15 protein-coding genes and 4 pseudogenes are annotated in these 19,308 nt (G+C 40.1%); 16 read left to right on the top strand and 3 right to left on the bottom strand.

What is annotated here, in order from left to right:
* Window positions 1-5: 5 nt before the first annotated feature.
* The 9 genes from flgH to tnpA all read left to right on the top strand — a co-directional run bounded on the left by flgH (window position 6) and on the right by tnpA (window position 10,414).
* The gene (gene flgH, locus VSAL_RS12215) at window positions 6-791 is read left to right on the top strand and encodes a flagellar basal body L-ring protein FlgH (RefSeq protein ID WP_012550828.1); all 786 of its coding nucleotides are present in this window, start codon (window positions 6-8) and stop codon (window positions 789-791) included.
* Window positions 792-793: 2 nt separating this feature from the next.
* Window positions 794-1,915 (top strand): flagellar basal body P-ring protein FlgI, encoded by a 1,122-nt coding sequence (locus tag VSAL_RS12210; protein ID WP_012550827.1) that lies wholly within the window; start codon window positions 794-796, stop codon window positions 1,913-1,915.
* Between the two features lie 151 nt (window positions 1,916-2,066).
* The gene (gene flgJ / locus VSAL_RS12205) at window positions 2,067-3,065 is read left to right on the top strand and encodes a flagellar assembly peptidoglycan hydrolase FlgJ (protein WP_012550826.1); all 999 of its coding nucleotides are present in this window, start codon (window positions 2,067-2,069) and stop codon (window positions 3,063-3,065) included.
* 251 nt (window positions 3,066-3,316) lie between these two features.
* Window positions 3,317-5,197: a flagellar hook-associated protein FlgK gene (flgK, locus tag VSAL_RS12200; protein WP_012550825.1), complete on the top strand. Its 1,881-nt coding sequence runs from the start codon at window positions 3,317-3,319 to the stop codon at window positions 5,195-5,197.
* 16 nt (window positions 5,198-5,213) lie between these two features.
* Complete coding sequence (gene flgL, locus VSAL_RS12195; RefSeq protein WP_012550824.1) at window positions 5,214-6,407, top strand: flagellar hook-associated protein FlgL; 1,194 nt, start codon at window positions 5,214-5,216, stop codon at window positions 6,405-6,407.
* Window positions 6,408-6,968: 561 nt separating this feature from the next.
* The gene (locus tag VSAL_RS12190; RefSeq protein WP_012550823.1) at window positions 6,969-8,108 is read left to right on the top strand and encodes a flagellin; all 1,140 of its coding nucleotides are present in this window, start codon (window positions 6,969-6,971) and stop codon (window positions 8,106-8,108) included.
* A gap of 250 nt (window positions 8,109-8,358) precedes the next feature.
* The gene (locus tag VSAL_RS12185) at window positions 8,359-8,736 is read left to right on the top strand and encodes a hypothetical protein (protein ID WP_012550822.1); all 378 of its coding nucleotides are present in this window, start codon (window positions 8,359-8,361) and stop codon (window positions 8,734-8,736) included.
* Between the two features lie 57 nt (window positions 8,737-8,793).
* The gene (locus tag VSAL_RS12180; protein WP_012550821.1) at window positions 8,794-9,927 is read left to right on the top strand and encodes a flagellin; all 1,134 of its coding nucleotides are present in this window, start codon (window positions 8,794-8,796) and stop codon (window positions 9,925-9,927) included.
* Window positions 9,928-10,099: 172 nt separating this feature from the next.
* Window positions 10,100-10,414, top strand: a complete 315-nt coding sequence (gene tnpA / locus VSAL_RS12175) for an IS66 family insertion sequence element accessory protein TnpA (protein WP_012548925.1) — start codon at window positions 10,100-10,102, stop codon at window positions 10,412-10,414.
* 34 nt (window positions 10,415-10,448) lie between these two features.
* Here the strand turns inward: tnpA and VSAL_RS12170 are convergent.
* The 3 genes and pseudogenes from VSAL_RS12170 to VSAL_RS12160 all read right to left on the bottom strand — a co-directional run.
* A pseudogene (locus VSAL_RS12170) lies at window positions 10,449-11,093 on the bottom strand (IS982-like element ISVsa6 family transposase); the annotation flags it as partial.
* Between the two features lie 23 nt (window positions 11,094-11,116).
* Window positions 11,117-11,998, bottom strand: a complete 882-nt coding sequence (locus tag VSAL_RS12165; RefSeq protein WP_012548944.1) for an IS982-like element ISVsa6 family transposase — start codon at window positions 11,996-11,998, stop codon at window positions 11,117-11,119.
* Between the two features lie 96 nt (window positions 11,999-12,094).
* Window positions 12,095-12,337, bottom strand: a pseudogene (locus VSAL_RS12160) (IS982 family transposase); the annotation flags it as partial.
* Window positions 12,338-12,451: 114 nt separating this feature from the next.
* Between VSAL_RS12160 and tnpB the strand changes: the two are divergent.
* From tnpB to VSAL_RS23910, 7 genes and pseudogenes are all read left to right on the top strand, one after another.
* Window positions 12,452-12,772, top strand: coding sequence for an IS66 family insertion sequence element accessory protein TnpB (gene tnpB / locus VSAL_RS12155; RefSeq protein ID WP_044583309.1), 321 nt, complete (start codon window positions 12,452-12,454; stop codon window positions 12,770-12,772).
* 71 nt (window positions 12,773-12,843) lie between these two features.
* Window positions 12,844-14,332 (top strand): annotated as a pseudogene (locus VSAL_RS12150) (IS66-like element ISVsa2 family transposase).
* Between the two features lie 325 nt (window positions 14,333-14,657).
* Window positions 14,658-15,791, top strand: coding sequence for a flagellin (locus VSAL_RS12145; RefSeq protein ID WP_044583308.1), 1,134 nt, complete (start codon window positions 14,658-14,660; stop codon window positions 15,789-15,791).
* Window positions 15,792-16,250: 459 nt separating this feature from the next.
* A complete protein-coding gene (locus VSAL_RS12140) occupies window positions 16,251-17,378 on the top strand; it encodes a flagellin (protein ID WP_012550819.1) in 1,128 nt (375 codons plus the stop codon).
* Window positions 17,379-17,625: 247 nt separating this feature from the next.
* On the top strand, window positions 17,626-18,762 hold the full coding sequence (locus VSAL_RS12135) for a flagellin (protein ID WP_012550818.1): 1,137 nt from the start codon (window positions 17,626-17,628) through the stop codon (window positions 18,760-18,762).
* Window positions 18,763-18,888: 126 nt separating this feature from the next.
* On the top strand, window positions 18,889-19,095 hold the full coding sequence (locus tag VSAL_RS23915) for a hypothetical protein (RefSeq protein WP_231850848.1): 207 nt from the start codon (window positions 18,889-18,891) through the stop codon (window positions 19,093-19,095).
* Between the two features lie 15 nt (window positions 19,096-19,110).
* Window positions 19,111-19,308 (top strand): annotated as a pseudogene (locus tag VSAL_RS23910) (flagellar protein FlaG); the annotation flags it as partial.

The following is a 19,308-nucleotide window of genomic DNA, read 5'->3' as shown; positions in this document are numbered from 1 at the left end:
TTAGGATGAAACGTCTTCTTTGTTTACTGCTATTAACAACCTTGACTGGGTGTGGATCTTTCTTGATTCAGAATCCAAATTTACAAGAAAATGAAGTGACTTCAGCGACCACCAACGTGGATGCAGTTGAGGGTGACAAAGAAGAAGATACGGGCATTATCGATACGCTTCGTGGTCGTAGTGAGCCGATTTCAGGTGATCCAGCGTGGGCGCCGATTCATCCAAAAGAAAAACCAGAACATTATGCAGCCGCAACGGGCTCATTGTTTAATGTGGATCATGCACAAGACATGTACGATGACACCAAGCCACGTGGTTTAGGCGACATTGTTACCGTTATGCTTGCTGAAAATACCAAAGCGGCAAAAAGTGCCGATGCAGAATTATCAAAGAAAAATGATTCAAGCATGGACCCTCTGCAAGTGGGTGGTCAAGAGTTGCAAGTGGGTGGGCAGTATAATTTCTCGTATGAGTTATCTAACGATAATAAATTTACAGGTAATACGTCTGCGAACCAAAGTAACAGCTTAAGTGGTTCCATTACGGTGGAAGTGATTGAAGTTCTTTCTAATGGTAACTTATTGATCCGTGGAGAGAAGTGGTTAACTCTAAATACAGGGGATGAATACATTCGTCTTAGCGGCACGATTCGTCCGGATGACATTGCTTTTGATAACACAATAGCCTCAACCCGTATTTCAAACGCTCGAATTCAATATTCAGGCACGGGTGATCAACAAGATATGCAAGAACCTGGATTCTTGGCACGATTCTTTAATGTAGCACTATAATAATGACGAATCGTTGGAGTTTTGACGTGAAGAAAAACCTAGTTACCTTAATTCTTACTTGGTTATGCCTAAGTATCTCTACTGCACAAGCGGCACGTATTAAAGACGTGTCAGAAGTTGCAGGAGTTCGTAGTAACCAATTAATCGGCTATGGTTTGGTTTCTGGTTTACCGGGAACGGGCGAATCAACGCCATTTACCGATCAAAGTTTCAATGCCATGTTGCAAAACTTTGGTATTCAATTGCCACCAGGCACAAAACCAAAAACGAAAAACGTAGCAGCAGTAATGGTCACTACGACATTGCCAGCTTTTGCAAAGCAAGGTCAAGTGGTCGATATTACGGTTTCATCTGTAGGTTCAGCAAAAAGCTTACGTGGTGGTACGTTATTACAGACCTTCTTAAAAGGCTTGGATGGAAAAACATACGCCATTGCACAAGGTAATTTAATTGTGAGTGGTTTTAGTGCAACCGGTGCTGATGGTTCTAAAATTGTGGGTAATAACCCAACAGTCGGCCGTATTTCTGGTGGTGCAATGGTTGAGCGTGAAGTGCCGTCGCCATTCGGTCGTGGTGATTTCATTACTTTCAACTTATTAGATTCAGATTTTACAACCGCTCAACGTATGGCTGATGCGGTCAATAATTTCCTTGGCCCTAATATGGCTTCAGCGGTTGATGCGACTTCTGTTCGAGTTCGAGCTCCCCGAGATATTAGCCAACGAGTTGCATTTTTGTCTGCGGTAGAAAATGTTAACTTTGATCCAGCAGATGGCTCAGCAAAAATTATTGTGAATTCTCGTACTGGTACGATTGTAGTTGGTAAGCACGTTAGATTAAGAGCGGCCGCAGTAACTCACGGTGGAATGACGGTAGCAATCAAAGAAAACCAACAAGTGAGTCAACCGGGACCATTCGGTAATGGAAAAACGGTTGTAACACAAGATTCTGACATCGAAGTAACCGAAAAGCAGGGTAAGATGTTTAAATTTGAACCGGGCTTAACGTTGGATGATTTGGTTCGAGCGGTGAATGAGGTTGGTGCAGCACCATCCGATTTAATGGCGATTCTTCAAGCGTTGAAACAAGCAGGCGCAATTGAAGGCCAACTGATCATTATTTAAGTTTGATTTCAATGATTCTAAAAACGCACTTTTTTGAGGTGCGTTTTTTTATGTTTGTTATTTACAAAATTAGCAGCACGACGACTTGGCATTAAACTTGCTCTAGTTAATAGAGTGTTAGTTGGCCTGATTTTAAATAATAAGTGTGACGATGAATAATTCAGTAAATATGACAGACGTTGGCTTTATCCACGATGTGGGTGGCCTAGATAAATTACGTAAAAGTGCGGTAAATGGCGATCAAGAAAGCCAAGACAAAGCCTTGCGTGCGGCGGCTGTGCAGTTTGAATCGATCTTTACACAAATGCTTTTTAAATCAATGCGTAATGCTAATAGTTCATTTAAATCAGACATGATGAGCAGTGATAATCAAAAGTTCTTTGAGCAAATGCGTGACGACCAAATGTCGACCGAATTATCAAAGCAAGGCTCGCTAGGATTAGCGGATATGATTGTTGCACAACTTGGTGCCTCACTAAATCAAGAACCGCCAGTGCACAATGGCAAGAATTTAGAGCAAAATGCACGAGTGGCAATGCGAAGAGCGGCAACGGATGAAACATTGCGTTTGCCTGCTGAGCATCAACCCCTGTCTGCGGCAAAACAAGCGTCACAAACCGAATCACCATCGGCCGTTAAATTAGAACAAATGCTAGCGGCAAGACAAATTCAACAGTCTGAGAAGTTTGATTCACCTCAGCAATTTGTTGATACGATGAAGCCATACGCTGAAAAAGCGGCAAAGGCCTTAGGTATTGATTCAAATGTATTAATCGCTCAGGCCGCATTAGAAACTGGCTGGGGTAAGAAAGTTATCAAGAATTCAGTGGATTCAAGCCATAACTTATTCAACATTAAAGCAGACAGAAGCTGGCAAGGCGATAAGATCGCTAAAAATACGTTGGAATATCACGATAACATTGCCGTTTCAGAGAATGCCGCTTTCCGTTCATACGACAATTATGAAGAAAGCTTCAGTGACTTTGTGCGTTTCTTAAATCAAAATCCACGTTATGAACGCGCATTGCAACAAACACAAAGTTCAGAAAGCTTTATTAAAGGCATTCACAGTGCGGGTTATGCAACGGATCCTAATTACTCAAGTAAAGTAATGAGCGTAATGAAGACGGTTGAAGACTTACTAAAATAATCGCTCACAATGTAACCTCTTGAATCCTGTCTCTTAAATCTAAGTGGCAGGATTTTTTATTGCCGCTTATAAAAGGAAAGAGGCAAAGAAAGGTGAGAGAGAGGATAAAAAGAGGCAATCGTTTCCTATAGTCTCAGTAGTGTCGCTTTATCTTGTTGATAATTAACAAAATAAAAGTTGGCACATTGATTGCTATATTAGATTTGTTAGGAAATTTTACTGCATCTTTTATAGAGTTTTTTGGAGGCTACATGGGACTTGATCTGCTTAATCTAGGTACACAAGGTGTGCTTACGGCGCAGCGTCAACTGAATACGACCAGTCACAATATTAACAACGTTAATACTGAAGGCTTTAGTCGTCAATCGGTAGTTCAAGAAACAAATATGCCTCATTGGGTGTCAGGTGCAAACCTCGGCGCAGGCGTGCATGTTGCCGCTGTGCGACGTTCGTTTGATCAGTTCGCAACCAATGAACTGAACCTATCGACAACCAATCTAAATTACTCGATGGATACAGAAGCAAATCTTGATGTTCTTACGAATATGATGTCGTCTATTGGCGCTAAACGTATTCCTGAAAACATTAATGATTGGTTTGATGCCGTAAAAACGCTTTCTGATAGCCCTAACGAAATCGGCGCACGTAAAGTCGTCCTTGAAAAATCACGTCTTATTTCACAAAGCTTGAACGACTTTTATGAAAATGTACGTCAGCAAAATGCCGACGTAAATAAAAAGATGGATCTTACTGTAGAGCGTATGAATGGTATTGCTCTAGAGTTAAAAGACATTAACAAGATGATGGTTAAGACCCCTGGTCCGCACAATGACCTAATGGACCGTCATGAAAAGTTAATTAAAGAGCTGTCTCAATACACAAAAGTAACGATCACAAAACGTGACAATGAGAATTCATTCAATGTCTTAATTGGTGGTGGGCACATGTTAGTGTCTGGTACTGAATCAAGTCAATTGAAGATGATTCAAGGAACGCCTGACCCATTACAGCGTCGACTAGCGATGGTTGAAGGCAATGGTGTTAAAGCCATTCAGCATGACAGCATTGGCGGTAAATTATCGTCATTGTTTGAGCTGCGCGATAAAACGATCCCTACGATTATGGATGAACTAGGCCGAGTAGCCGTAGGCTTCAGCAGTGAAGTTAACCGTTTACAAAGTCAAGCCATTGATTTACGTGGGCAGGTCGGTGCAAATATTTTCTCTGACGTAAACTCAGAACAAGCCGTTCGTAGTCGTGCCATTATTCCTGGTGATTCTTCAGCAGAAATCGGTGTATTTATTGACGACATCAGCTTATTGAAAGCCGGTGATTACGCCCTTAAATACGATGGCAGCCAATATACGGTGACCCGACCTACAGGCGAAGTACAACGCTTAGATCCAACCGGTAACCCATCGACCTTTTTCTTAGATGGCATGCGAGTAGAAATTCGCGAACCACTAAGTGCCGGTGAGCGTATATTACTTCGTCCAACCCGTCTTGCGGCTGGCGACATGAAGCTTGAAATGAACGAAGCTGAGAAAATTGCGGCACAAAGTTATGCGAGCTCTGCAACGTTTGCGACAGGTAATGCGAAATTTAAAGTATTACAGTCAGGCGACTTAAAAGAGTTCCAAGTTGTGATTTCTCCAGCAGCGAATCAATTTGCTGTGTTAGACATGAAAGGCAAAATGTTACTTGAGCCACAAACCTATCCGCCAAAAGGTCCAGTGACTGTCGGTGGAACTACGTTTGAATTGTCTGGTGGTGCTGCCGCAAATGATAAGTTTGCAGCAAACCTCGTTCCATCAGAGGGGGATAACGGTAACTTGTTGCTAATGCAAGGTCTGCAAACTCGTAAGGTCATGGACGAAGGCCGTTCAACGGTGATCGACTTATACCAAAACGTAAATACAGAAGTTGGCCTTAAAAAAGCAACCGCCACTCGTTTAACCGAAGTTGCACGTGTAGAGACCGAAGCTGCACAAAGTCGCGTTGCGTCTGTTTCTGGTGTTAACTTGGATGAAGAAGCGGCAAACATGATGAAGTTTCAACAAGCTTACATGGCGTCTTCTCGCATAATGAAAGCGGCAGATGAAACGTTTAATACAATTCTGCAATTATCGTAACTAAGAGGCATCAGATATGTTAAATCGTATTTCAAGCTTTCATAATTACCAATCAGTGCAGAATGATATTTCTCGCCAAGAAGTGAAATTGCATCATAACAGTGCACAATTGGCTTCAGGTAAAAAGCTATTAACGGCAGGGGATGATCCTGTTGCTGCGTTATACGCACAAAATTTAACGCAGAAAAAAGAAGAATTACGTCAATACAGCGATACCATTGTATTAGCTCGTAACCGTTTAGAGCGTCATGAAGTTGCGATTGCGAATGCTGAGCAATTTGCCGATGATGCTAAACGTAGTGTTATGGAAATGATTAACGGTTCTCTTGCACCAGAAGACCGCTATGCTCACGCCCAAGACATTAAAGGGATTGCTGATAACTTTTTAAATCTAACCAATATGTTAGATGAATCAGGCAATTACTTATTCTCAGGAACTAAATCAAAAACTCAGCCTTTTTTTAGAGCAAATGATGGAACAGTGACCTACGCGGGTGATGACTACCAACGTAACTTAAAAGTGTCAGGTTCAATTGAAGTTGCTGTAAATGATGCAGGTAATAAACTGTTTACTGAGATTAAAAATCCATTTGGTGATTACGACCCACAATATGCACTTCAAGAAGGGTCCGAGTTATTGCTGTCAAAAGCAAAAAATATGGATTACACCGACACGTCAACGTACCAAGTCGCTTTTAGTGCTGCAGACAATGGGCAATACAATTACCAGTTATCTCAAGATGGCAGTGTCGTAAAAAGTGCCCAATTTAATCCAGCAGAAGGGATTAAATACGAAGGCGTTGATATTCAGGTTCGTGGGCAATTAAAAGCGGGCGATGCCATTACATTAGAACCAAAGAAAACCATCAGCATTTTTGATGCGTTTAAAAAAGCACAAGAACTATCAATGAAAGATGTTTCAGATGCGTCTAGCACGGCTGAATTACATCAAGTGACTGAAGAGTTTCATGCGGCGTTTATTCATTTAAGCCAAGCAAGAGCAGAAGTAGGTACGAGACAGAACACACTTGACCAACAAGAATCACAACATCAAGATTTTGATTTAACAATTTCAAAATCATTAAGCTCAATAGAAGATCTTGATTACGCTCAAGCAGTGATTGAATTTAATGAAAACACCCGTGCGCTTCAAGCTTCACAGCAAGCGTTTGGTAAAGTAAAAGACATTACTTTATTTAATTACGTGTAACGGACATTCATTTGAAATAAAAAAGCCCAGTAGAAATACTGGGCTTTTTTATTGATTGCTAACTGATTGAATTATCAGTTTTTTGCATGGGAATATCGTTGCCGCTTCATTAATTTTGTTGCCGCGTAAATGAGAAATTCCGTGATTAAATACACGTAATTTTTTACTAAAAGAAAGAGTGATAACCTTACTCTCTAATGATGACCATGAAAATTGTATTGATTAAGTCATTGAAAACAAATTAATTGTCAGTTTATTTTCGTATTACTTCCTTTTTTTGATAAAACTGGCACATCTTATGCTATCTAATAACTATGACTGAGTAGTTCACAGTTTGCCAATGGTAAATAGTGGCATAGCAGTTGCAAAGTAGAGTTCGAAGCTTTGCTTTTGTATGTTAGTCCTTAATTGTATTTCTACTGATTTTGGTATGAGTACGAATATGAATTTGTGACATTGATAATCATTGGCCAATTGTGGCTAATATTAACTATGAATTTTAAATATTTCTGAATAGAGCAGAAATTGATTTCGTGAAAACGAAGCCGAAGGAGAGCAACCATGGCTGTAAATGTAAATACTAACGTAGCTGCGATGACTGCACAGCGTTACTTGAATAACGCAACAAATGATCTAAATAATTCAATGGAGCGTTTGTCTTCAGGTACTAAAATCAACAGCGCAAAAGATGACGCTGCTGGTCTACAAATTTCTAACCGTTTAACAGCTCAGACTCGTGGTCTTGATGTTGCTATGCGTAATGCGAACGATGGTATTTCTATCGCTCAAACGGCTGAAGGTGCGATGAATGAATCGACAAACATCCTTCAACGTATGCGTGACTTGTCATTGCAAGCGGCAAATGGTTCTAATTCAAACCAAGATCGTTCTTCAATCCAAGAAGAAGTACACGCGCTATCTGATGAATTAAACCGTATCGCTGAAACAACGTCATTTGGTGGTCGTCGACTACTTAATGGTCAGTTTGGTGAATCTGCATTCCAAATTGGTGCAAACTCAGGCGAAGCTATTCTTATTAAACTGCCATCTGTACGTTCTGACGACGACAGCATGGGCGGTCAGCGTTTTGTTTCTGAAAACGGAAAAACAGCTGAGTGGAACGTTGAAACGGGTAAAAACGACTTAAAACTTGAGTTTACTACGAAGAAAGGCGAAGCGGTTTCTATCAATATCAATGCTAAAGCAGGCGATGACATTGAAGAGCTAGCAACGTACATCAATGGTCAATCAGACAAGATCTCTGCGTCTGTTGGTGATGAAGGTAAACTGCAACTGTTTGTTGCTGAACCATCAATTGAAGGTGAATTAGCGGTTTCTGGTAATCTTGCTTCAGAGCTAGGTTTAGCTGGCGGCGTTGGTACTAAAGCAACGGTTGATAAACTGGACGTAACGTCTGTTGGTGATGCACAAGTGTCTATCGGTGTTATCGATTCAGCGCTTGCTTACATTGACCGTGAACGTGCTGATTTAGGTGCGAAACAAAACCGTCTAGGTCACAGCATCAACAACTTGTCTAACATTCAAGAGAATGTGTCTGCTTCTAACAGCCGAATCAAAGATACTGATTTTGCTAAAGAAACAACAAACATGACAAAAGCACAAATCCTTCAGCAGTCTAGTACGTCTATTCTTGCTCAAGCGAAACAGTTACCAAACGCTGCACTAAAATTACTGCAGTAATAGTAACGAACAACAGTCATTAAGATTGAACAAGAGGTGCTCTCATCTCTCATCAACCTCTTGTTCAACTGATTGTTGGCAAGCTTTAGGTAACTGGTTTTTTGTGGTTCTTCTCACAGATCTCCTCATAAAAAACCAACCTAGCTTTATGCCCCGCAAGGGGCTTTCCCTCAAATTTCACCCTATTTTATTTAGAAAATCACACAACGGTCGATGACTTACTGTCTATTTATTTAAGTAAGGTCATGTTGTGAATTCATTCTTACGTTTTTTATTATTAAGTTCTCTGCCTTTTTCTGCATTAAGTGTTCAACCGCAGTATTCTTCTTTATCTGTTTCCAATTCTGATTCGTTTATTTTAGCAAAGTCATGCATTGATTCTAGCGTCGTCTCCTATTTTGAAGAGAAAGGGATTACCCCTGACAACAGTCATATTCAAGGGTATGGTTCGTGCTTTAATGTGCCTAAATACAAAGTGAAACACTCATCAAAAAAGGATTTGAAACACTACTTAGGTGAAGGGTGTTCAGATCCTGCACTTATTAAACTATTGAAAAGTGAAGGTATTGATCCTCGCTATTATCAAATAGAAAGTAGTGAGCGCTGTCAGCATCAAAATATCAGTTAAGCTTTGAGTATTTAGGCCGATATACTTATTAAGATAAAAATTCATTAAGAGATTGTTATGTCTGTAACGGTAAACACCAATGTGTCTGCAATGACGGCACAGCGATATTTAAATCAAGCAACCGACCATTTAAATCAGTCAATGGAGCGCCTCTCATCCGGCAAGCGTATTAATAGCGCGAAAGATGATGCCGCCGGTTTGCAGATATCGAATCGATTGCAAGCGCAGATGAGTGGGTTAGATGTTGCCGTTCGTAATGCGAATGATGGTATTTCTATTGCTCAAACGGCGGAAGGTGCAATGAATGAAAGCACCAATATCCTCCAACGCATGCGCGATTTGGCTTTGCAATCGTCGAATGGGTCTAATGCCCTTCAAGATAGACAAGCGATTCAAGAAGAGTCAGACGCATTAAACGATGAGCTTAATCGTATTGCTGAAACAACGTCTTTTGGTGGTCGCCGTTTATTGAATGGTCAATTTGGTACGTCGACATTTCAAATTGGCGCTAACGCAGGTGAAGCAGTTCAGCTCACGCTAGGCAGCATGCGATCAGATACATTAGCGATGGGCGGTTTTAATTACACCTCTCAAAACCAATTAAACAAAGGGTGGACAGTGCCAGAAGGCCGTCAAACGTTAACCCTGTCTTTTAATGATAAAGAAGGCAAAGCACAAGAGATCACGATTGAAGCGAAAGCGGGTGATGATATTGAAGAGCTAGCCACTTACATTAATGGGCAAAATGATACGGTTCAAGCGTCTGTTGATGATAACGGGCAACTGCAGTTATTTACAGCGGGGGACTTGGTATCCAGTGCTGTGACGTTTGGTGGAACCTTATCCGCCGAGTTAGCGGTTGGTGGTGCTGTTTTTGATACGGTGAATGATTTAGATTTGACCAGTGTTGGTGGTTCACAAAAAGCGATTGCGACCTTAGATGCGGCATTGGGTTTTGTTGATCAAGAGCGAGCGACATTAGGGGCATTTCAGAATCGATTTGGTCATGCAATTAATAACTTAAATAATATTCATGAGAATATTGCTTCGTCAAATAGTCGAATTGAAGACACGGACTTTGCAAAAGAAACCGTAGAAATGATGAAAGCACAGATCTTACAACAGGTAAGTTCGACAATATTAGCGCAAGCAAAGCAATCTCCTGACATTGCATTAAAATTATTAGGCTAATGAGAGAGTGAATGTCTTTTCTCTTTTTATTAAACCAGCATTGAGCTGGTTTTTTTTCGCCTAGAGAAAAGGTAAGTGACGTTTAAAGACAGTAAGCGTGCGGGGAACTACACCTAACAAATAAAATTCATTATGCGTATCTTACGATCTTTCATTTAACGAGAACGTAATTATGCAAAAAGATAAAAAGAGAACACCAGAGCAATGGCACGCTCTATTTGAATCTCAGCAATCTAGCAAGCTTAGTGCCGCTGAATTTTGTCGTAACCATAATATTCTGCCAAAGACATTTAGTGCACGTAAAGCACGATGGAAACAAAAGATTAACGCTTCTACTTTCTTGAAAGTAGAAGCGTTAACATCAACTATCATCGCCACTCCACAATTACCAGATATTCAACTTTCTATCGGAAAATTGCGATTAACATTGCCAGCTAATACTGAACCTCACTGGATAGGACTCTTATTAAAAGGGTATCAATCATGAATGTATTTAACCTGAATTCTGGATAAAACATGCTTTAAGCGAGGATTAGTTCAAATTCACATTCTGATAGCTTAATTCGTGGCTTTTGTTTTTTTAAACAATAAGCCACAACGCCTGAAATTACATTTAGCATGAAACCAGTCACGCTACGATGACGGCTATGTTCAATTTGAGAGATATTCTTCAATTGGTCATTTATCGTTTCGATAATGTATCTCTTTGATAACATAGCCTTATCAAAAGCACTTATCTCTTTTGCTTTCATGTTTTTTCGCGAGGTAGTCACTAAATCGACATCAGAGTTCTTTAAGCTCTCACTCAACTTTTTACCTATGTACCCTTTATCAGCGTACAATTTCCCCGAGAGTTCTTTGCATAAATCAGGTACAGGAGTCCTATCATTTACATTGCCAGCTGTGATTTTCAGCGAAATAATTTCTCCAAGATGGTTAATCAATAAATGAAGTTTGAAGCCGAAAAACCATCCCATGGTACCTTTTCCTCTTTTCGCAACACCATCAAAGACTTTATGGCGAGGAATTCGAATGTTATGGCATACTTTAAGACTCGTGGAGTCAACAAAAGCAATGCCAGTCGGCTTACCTTTGATAGATTGAAAATAGGCACACATTGGGGCGATTAGGCTAGGCATTTTGCTCACAAATCGAGTGTAGCTAACCTGAATTCTGGATAAAACATGCTTTAAGCGAGGATTAGTTCAAATTCACATTCTGATAGCTTAATTCGTGGCTTTTGTTTTTTTAAACAATAAGCCACAACGCCTGAAATTACATTTAGCATGAAACCAGTCACGCTACGATGACGGCTATGTTCAATTTGAGAGATATTCTTCAATTGGTCATTTATCGTTTCGATAATGTATCTCTTTGATAACATAGCCTTATCAAAAGCACTTATCTCTTTTGCTTTCATGTTTTTTCGCGAGGTAGTCACTAAATCGACATCAGAGTTCTTTAAGCTCTCACTCAACTTTTTACCTATGTACCCTTTATCAGCGTACAATTTCCCCGAGAGTTCTTTGCATAAATCAGGTACAGGAGTCCTATCATTTACATTGCCAGCTGTGATTTTCAGCGAAATAATTTCTCCAAGATGGTTAATCAATAAATGAAGTTTGAAGCCGAAAAACCATCCCATGGTACCTTTTCCTCTTTTCGCAACACCATCAAAGACTTTATGGCGAGGAATTCGAATGTTATGGCATACTTTAAGACTCGTGGAGTCAACAAAAGCAATGCCAGTCGGCTTACCTTTGATAGATTGAAAATAGGCACACATTGGGGCGATTAGGCTAGGCATTTTGCTCACAAATCGAGTGTAGCTAAGTAAATTTGGAAAGTATCCTTTCCAATATTGATGAACTAACCCGATATAGAAGTTCTTGAAATCTCTATGATTTGATTGATGAAAAGCGATGACAATAGTCATACATTCACTAGTAGACATTACTGACTGACGTTTTCTTTTTCTCTCACTAGCCTCAACAAGGTATTTTTCCCATTGAGATAAGAATTGATAACAAAAATCATCGACATCACAAAATATATCAACTAATTTATTCATCTTGCCCACCTTTTAAAATACGTTCAAATAATTCTTGGTCGAAAGATCTGATCGTTAGGTGGGCAATTAGTTCAGCCTTATCCAGAATTCAGGTTAGCTAAGTAAATTTGGAAAGTATCCTTTCCAATATTGATGAACTAACCCGATATAGAAGTTCTTGAAATCTCTATGATTTGATTGATGAAAAGCGATGACAATAGTCATACATTCACTAGTAGACATTACTGACTGACGTTTTCTTTTTCTCTCACTAGCCTCAACAAGGTATTTTTCCCATTGAGATAAGAATTGATAACAAAAATCATCGACATCACAAAATATATCAACTAATTTATTCATCTTGCCCACCTTTTAAAATACGTTCAAATAATTCTTGGTCGAAAGATCTGATCGTTAGGTGGGCAATTAGTTCAGCCTTATCCAGAATTCAGGTTATTTACTGATGTTTCCACCATTTATCTTCATCGTGATTTTGTCGATTTTCGCAAGGCCATTAATGGCCTTGTCGTGATTGTTGAGCAAGAAATGCAACTATCACCGTTTAGTGATGCTCTATTTATATTTTGCAATAAGCCTCGTGATAAACTCAAAATATTGTATTGGGATAAAACAGGATTCGCTTTATGGTACAAGCGATTAGATGAAGACCGCTTCAAATGGCCACGAAATATAAATAACGATACGTTAGCATTATCAGAGCAGCAACTGACACTGCTATTACAAGGTTTTGATATCTTAGGACATCAACCGGTACATTATCAAACAACCCTTTAAATAGTTGATTCTCAGTCAAGAATAGGAGGCAACCGATTGATTACCTGTATTATCGTTATATAGTCATCTACATGATTGATAAAATAAAACCACTTCCTGATACCATTGACGAGCTGAAAGCACTTGTGCTTCAGCTTGAAAATAAATATAACCGTCTTCTAGAGCAATTTCGACTGGCTCAACATCAGCGCTTTGGTAAAAGCAGTGAATCTGACTCGACTCAATTTGATTTATTCAATGAAACAGAAGAAGAAATCATCATTGAAAATGATGACACACAAACGATTACCTACACTCGTCAAAAGCCAAAACGCCAACGCTTACCTGAAGACTTACCGCGTACTGTTATTATCCACGACATAAAAGATAAAACTTGTAAGTGTTGCGGTCTAGAGATGCATGCGATGGGTAAAGACATCAGTGAAAAGTTGGAATTTGTACCAGCTAAAGTGGAAGTTATTCAACATGTTCGTCCTAAATATGCTTGCCGAAATTGTGAAAAAAACAATACTTCAGTAGACATTAAACAAGCCCCAATGCCAGCGTCACCAATCCCTAAAGGGATTGCGACCGCAAGTTTACTTGCTCAAATTATTACGGCTAAATTTCAATACAGTCTTCCACTTTATCGTCAAGAAACGTTATTTCAGCAATGGGGTATCATTATTGGACGGCGAACGATGGCGGATTGGTTAATAAAATGCTCGGTACTATTTACCCCTCTTAATAACGAGTTACATCGTATTTTGCTTGAACAACCCACTCTGCATTGTGATGAAACAACGGTAAATGTGTTGGATGTTGAAAAAGCAAAATGTTATATGTGGGTCTACTGCTCTGGCTATGATTCTCCAGGCTCTGGTGTTTTGCCTGGAATTGTACTTTATGATTATCAATCTAGCAGGCATGGCTACCATCCAGTTAACTTTTTAAAAGGTTATAACGGGTATTTACATACCGATGGTTACCAAGGTTATGAACAAACTGAAGCGATTTTAGTTGGCTGTTGGGCACACGCACGTCGACGATTTATTGAGGGCTCAACGTGTTCAAGTAAAAGGGAAAACAGGGAGTGCAGATTGGGTATTGAGTAAAATCCAAAAGCTATACCGGATCGAATCGTTATTAAAAGAGGCTTCCCCTGAAGCCAAGTATGTTGCTAGGCAGACAGAAGCCCGCGATTTACTTAAAGAGCTCCGTGATTGGCTTGATAGCGCAGTTAGTCGAGTATCACCTAAAACAAAATTAGGTGAGGCGATTAGCTATACATTAAATCAATGGGATAAATTAGTTCGTTATATTGATGATGGATTGTTATCTATTGATAACAATCGAGCAGAGCGAGCGGTTAAACCGTTTGTTATCGGCCGGAAAAACTGGTTATTTTCGGGTTCAACGGCTGGTGCAGATTCAAGTGCAATGCTTTACAGCATTGTAGAAACAGCAAAGGCAAACGGATTAATCCCTTACGATTATATTAGGTATTGTCTAGATCGTTTATGTGTTGGATCGCCAGATATCGATTCACTTTTACCTTGGAATGTAAAAGACAAGGTGTAGTTCCCCGCACGCTTACTAAAGACAGAGAATGCGCCCTTTGTTGATAAAGTACTCAAAAGATTCTTTTTATATCAATGAGATACTGTTCACTTGGCGGGTTGGCTTAAAACTTGAGCTATTTTTCTGTCAGATTTTAAAAACTTTGAAGCACGATCATGGTTCATAAAGTAATCGGTTATTTTATAAAGAAAACAATAAAGGTTTATTTTTAACCGTCGCTAAATTAAGTATCAGGGGCTACTGGTTAGGATTGGTAGCACCGAATAATGAAGCTCAGTTTTCCGAACTCCGGAAAACAATCGGAAAACTAAACGGAGATACCACTATGTCGATTACAGTAAATACGAACGTATCAGCGATGACGGCTCAGCGTTACTTGAACAATGCAACAGATGGCGTAAATAAATCAATGGAACGCTTATCTTCTGGCTATAAAATTAACAGCGCGAAAGACGATGCGGCTGGTTTGCAAATTTCAAACCGCTTAACGTCACAATCTCGTGGCTTAGATGTTGCTGTTCGTAATGCTAACGATGGTATTTCTATTGCACAAACCGCAGAAGGGGCGATGAATGAGTCAACCAACATTCTGCAACGTATGCGTGATTTATCGCTTCAATCTTCAAATGGATCAAATACCACGTCTGATCGTGAAGCGATTCAGCAAGAAGTGGGTGCATTGAATGATGAACTAAACCGAATTGCAGAAACAACGTCATTTGGTGGCTCACGTCTTCTTAATGGTCAGTTTGGTACTAAGTCTTTCCAAATCGGTGCTGATTCTGGTGAAGCCGTCATGCTGAATTTAAGTAACATGCGTTCAGATTCTGCATCAATGGGTGGCACAAGCTATAAGGCAGAAACAGAGCTTGGTGCTGGTTGGGCAGTTAATGCTGAAAATTCAGAATTAAAAGTCTCGTTTTTAAATAAAGCAGGCGAAGAGAAAGAGCTAACTATTAATGCGAAAGCTGGCGATGACATTGAGCAAGTTGCGACTTACATTAATGGTCAAACGGATTCTATTAATGCCTCTGTCTCAGAAAAGGGTGAGCTTCAGATTGTGACCTCTAATGATAAAGTGAAAGGTGAAGTAAGCTTCGGTGGTTCTCTTGCTGGCGAACTAAAAATGGGCGCAGCTCAAGCTGAAACCGTAAAAAGTATTGATGTAACGACAGTGGGGGGCTCTCAGAAGTCAGTGGCGATACTGGATGCGGCAATGCAGTTTGTTGATTCTAATCGTGCCGATTTAGGGGCATTCCAAAACCGCTTTAGTCACGCGATTTCTAACTTAGATAGTATTAATGAAAACGTATCTGCGTCTAATAGCCGTATTAAAGATGTCGATTTTGCAAAAGAAACGACAGAGATGACAAAAGCTCAAATTCTTCAACAAGCAAGTTCGTCTATTTTAGCTCAAGCTAAGCAAGCGCCAAACGCAGCTCTTGGTCTATTAAGATAGTCGACAGTGAAAAGCTTCTAAGGTAATAGTGCTCTCACACTATGCCAAAGCCGGGGATTACCTCGGCTTTTTTATGCTTTTTATTTCATTATTTTGTTTTTTATATTAGCGCTATAAATAAAGTATCGTACTGTAAATTGGATTGGCTTTTCTTTTTGTTTATAAAGTCATCAATAATCATCTATTTGCAGAGATCTTCCTCACATTTTACCTTTCATCCCAATTAATTTCGTTTTTTTTGCATTTTTTACTAAAGACTTTCTGAGATCGAGCGATAACGTAATTACCAAAGCATAACGCCTGAAAAATTGAAAATTCTTGAAAAAGAAAAACTTAAAAAATGAAAAGTTTTTCTAAAGTAATTTGAAATCAGGTCGTTAAGTTAAGTACTAACGATGATTAATACGGTTTCCAATCCAGGAGCGGAGTGGTTCGAAACCAAAGCGGAGATATAAGATTATGGCTATAAATGTAAACACAAACGTATCAGCAATGACGGCACAGCGTTACTTAAACAACGCAACTAACGACCTAAACAGCTCAATGGAGCGTTTGTCTTCAGGTCTTAAAATTAACAGTGCAAAAGATGATGCGGCTGGCCTACAAATTTCAAATCGTCTAACTTCTCAAACTCGCGGCTTAGATGTTGCAGTTCGAAATGCAAACGATGGTATCTCAATGGCGCAAACTGCTGAAGGCGCGATGAACGAAACAACGAACATCCTTCAACGTATGCGCGATTTATCACTTCAATCTTCAAACGGTTCAAATACATCAGCTGACCGTGGCGCAATTCAAGAAGAAGTGGTTGCTTTGAATGACGAGTTAAACCGTATTGCAGAAACAACGTCATTTGGTGGTTCTCGCCTACTGAATGGTCAATTTGGTACTAAGTCTTTCCAAATCGGTTCAGATTCAGGTGAAGCAGTAATGCTAACACTGAATAACATGCGCTCTGATACGACAGATATGGGTGGTTCAACTTACTCAGCGACTGAAGGCAAAGATTCAAGCTGGAAAGTAGGCGCTGAGAACTCAGAATTAACAATGAATTTTGTTGATAAAGACGGCAAAGAGCAAAACATCTCAATCAATGCGAAAACTGGCGACGACATTGAAGAAGTAGCGACTTACATCAATGGTCAAAGTAACGCGATAAACGCATCTGTTACCGGTGAAGGCAAACTGCAAGTATTTGCATCTGCTGACGCGAGTGATATTAAATTTGGTGGTTCACTAAGCAGTGAATTAGGTATGGGTAACAAGGTTGCCGATACAGTAAAAAGCATCGATGTCACAACCGTAGGTGGCTCACAAAAAGCCGTTGCGATTCTTGATTCAGCAATGCAATACGTTGATTCAAACCGTGCAGACCTTGGTGCTTTCCAAAACCGCTTTGGCCACGCTATCAGCAACTTAGAAAATATTAATGAGAACGTTAATGCGTCTAACAGCCAAATCAAAGATGTTGATTTTGCTAAAGAAACGACAGCAATGACGAAAGCTCAAATCCTGCAACAAGCGAGCTCTTCAATTCTAGCTCAAGCTAAGCAGGCACCAAATGCAGCATTAGGCCTGTTGGGCTAATCAGCATAGTAAATACTTGTGAGAATGGGCGTTTATGCGACACGCTGGATACCTTCCCAACAGCTCATGAGTAAGTCTGACTTACTTTTAAACATTAAACTTAGGCTATCTCGTTATGTATTTTGTAGAGGTGAGAGTCTACAAAGTGCATTGAGATACGCTTTATTAAATATATGTGAGAATCAATGGCTGGTTTGGAGGATGAGACTAAACCACCATTGAACAATTTTCCTTAGGAGATCTATTTATGTCTATTACAGTAAATACTAACGTATCAGCAATGACAGCACAGCGTTACTTAAACAGCGCAACATCTGACGTTAACCAATCAATGGAACGTCTGTCTTCTGGTAGCAAAATCAACAGTGCTAAAGATGATGCTGCTGGCCTACAAATCTCTAACCGTCTAAACACGCAAACTCGTGGTCTAGACGTAGCGGTTCGTAACGCAAACGACGGCATCTCTATGATGCAAACTGCTGAAGGCGCAATGAAAGAGACTTCAAACATTCTTTCTCGTGTACGTGACCTTGCACTGCAATCTTCAAATGGTTCAAACACTGACGCTGACCGTGGCGCGATCCAACAAGAAGTAACGGCTCTTTCTGATGAAATGAACCGTATTGCTGAAACAACTTCTTTTGGTGGTACTCGTCTACTTAACGGTAACTTCGGTACTAAATCTTTCCAAGTTGGTGCTGATTCTGGTGAAGCAGTAATGCTTACTTTGAACAACCTACGTGCAGACGAAGCTAACATGGGTGGCCAATCTTTCACTGCGAAAGAAGGTGTTGCTGCTGGTTGGACTGCTGGTAAAGACGCAAACATGACTATTTCTTTCACAGACAAATCTGGCGAAGATCAATCTGTTTCTATCAACGCTAAAGCTGGCGACGATATCGAAGAAGTAGCAACTTACATCAACGGCCAAACTGACAAAGTTAGCGCTTCTGTTGGTGAAGATGGCAAGCTACAAGTATTCGCAGCTAAAGGCACAATCGAAGGCGAAATCGCATTCTCTGGTGCTCTAGCGAACGAAACTGGTATGTCTGACGCTGTTCAAGCTCAAAAAACAGTGGGTAACATTGATGTTACGACTGTAGCTGGTTCTCAAGACGCAGTAGCGGTTGTTGATGCAGCAATGAAATTTGTTGATAGCCACCGTTCTGAGCTAGGTGCTGCTCAAAACCGTATGGGTCACACAATCAACAACTTAGACAACATTAACGAAAACGTTTCTTCTGCTAAGAGCCAAATCAAAGACGTTGATTTCGCGAAAGAAACAACTGAAATGACTAAAGCACAAATCCTACAGCAAGCAAGCTCTTCTATCTTAGCTCAAGCTAAGCAAGCGCCAAATGCTGCTCTAGGTCTATTACGTTAATCGTATCGATTAAGTAATAACACATGAATAGGTAGGTGGGCGGCTTCATCGTCAACCCACTTACTGAAATATGACAGCAGGAGACGCTACTCTTGCTGTCTTTTTTCGTATTAGGCGGAAAATATTATGAACTTATCATCTGTCTCTTCATCAATCTTCTCCTCTCTTTCTTCAAATGACGGCACGCAAATTGCTAGTTCTAGTCTACAACCAACACCTTCTGTGAAAACAGACGCGCAGGCCGTGCCAGTAGAGCATTCAGAATCATTGACTCCTAGCCAAGCCATTGTCGTCGAAGCACAGGAAAAGCTTGAAACAAAAAAGAAAGAATAACTTCATAACGCGGTAAAAGAGTTAAATGAACACGTAAAAAGTTTAGATCGAGGACTGTCGTTTCGTCTTGATGAAGAATCAGGGCGGCAGGTTATTACCGTTATTGAGGTTAGCTCTGGTGATATCATTCGCCAGATCCCCGACGAAAAGATGTTGGAAGTTGCTAGAGATCTTGCTGCTAGTGCATCAGGGTTAATCGCAATGAAGATATAA

Source organism: Aliivibrio salmonicida LFI1238 (assembly GCF_000196495.1).
In the GTDB taxonomy this organism is placed as follows: domain Bacteria; phylum Pseudomonadota; class Gammaproteobacteria; order Enterobacterales; family Vibrionaceae; genus Aliivibrio; species Aliivibrio salmonicida.
The sequence above is the reverse complement of the archived record's forward strand: the minus strand, read 5'-3'. Positions and strand labels throughout refer to the sequence as shown.

What these genes read in the sequence shown, in the direction of transcription:
- flgH (WP_012550828.1), top strand. Translation starts at nt 6, where the DNA reads ATGAAACGTCTTCTTTGTTTACTGCTATTAACAACCTTGACTGGGTGT.
- VSAL_RS12210 (WP_012550827.1), top strand. Translation starts at nt 794, where the DNA reads ATGACGAATCGTTGGAGTTTTGACGTGAAGAAAAACCTAGTTACCTTA.
- flgJ (WP_012550826.1), top strand. Translation starts at nt 2,067, where the DNA reads ATGAATAATTCAGTAAATATGACAGACGTTGGCTTTATCCACGATGTG.
- flgK (WP_012550825.1), top strand. Translation starts at nt 3,317, where the DNA reads ATGGGACTTGATCTGCTTAATCTAGGTACACAAGGTGTGCTTACGGCG.
- flgL (WP_012550824.1), top strand. Translation starts at nt 5,214, where the DNA reads ATGTTAAATCGTATTTCAAGCTTTCATAATTACCAATCAGTGCAGAAT.
- VSAL_RS12190 (WP_012550823.1), top strand. Translation starts at nt 6,969, where the DNA reads ATGGCTGTAAATGTAAATACTAACGTAGCTGCGATGACTGCACAGCGT.
- VSAL_RS12180 (WP_012550821.1), top strand. Translation starts at nt 8,794, where the DNA reads ATGTCTGTAACGGTAAACACCAATGTGTCTGCAATGACGGCACAGCGA.
- tnpA (WP_012548925.1), top strand. Translation starts at nt 10,100, where the DNA reads ATGCAAAAAGATAAAAAGAGAACACCAGAGCAATGGCACGCTCTATTT.
- VSAL_RS12165 (WP_012548944.1), bottom strand. Translation starts at nt 11,998, where the DNA reads ATGAATAAATTAGTTGATATATTTTGTGATGTCGATGATTTTTGTTAT.
- VSAL_RS12145 (WP_044583308.1), top strand. Translation starts at nt 14,658, where the DNA reads ATGTCGATTACAGTAAATACGAACGTATCAGCGATGACGGCTCAGCGT.
- VSAL_RS12140 (WP_012550819.1), top strand. Translation starts at nt 16,251, where the DNA reads ATGGCTATAAATGTAAACACAAACGTATCAGCAATGACGGCACAGCGT.
- VSAL_RS12135 (WP_012550818.1), top strand. Translation starts at nt 17,626, where the DNA reads ATGTCTATTACAGTAAATACTAACGTATCAGCAATGACAGCACAGCGT.
- VSAL_RS23915 (WP_231850848.1), top strand. Translation starts at nt 18,889, where the DNA reads ATGAACTTATCATCTGTCTCTTCATCAATCTTCTCCTCTCTTTCTTCA.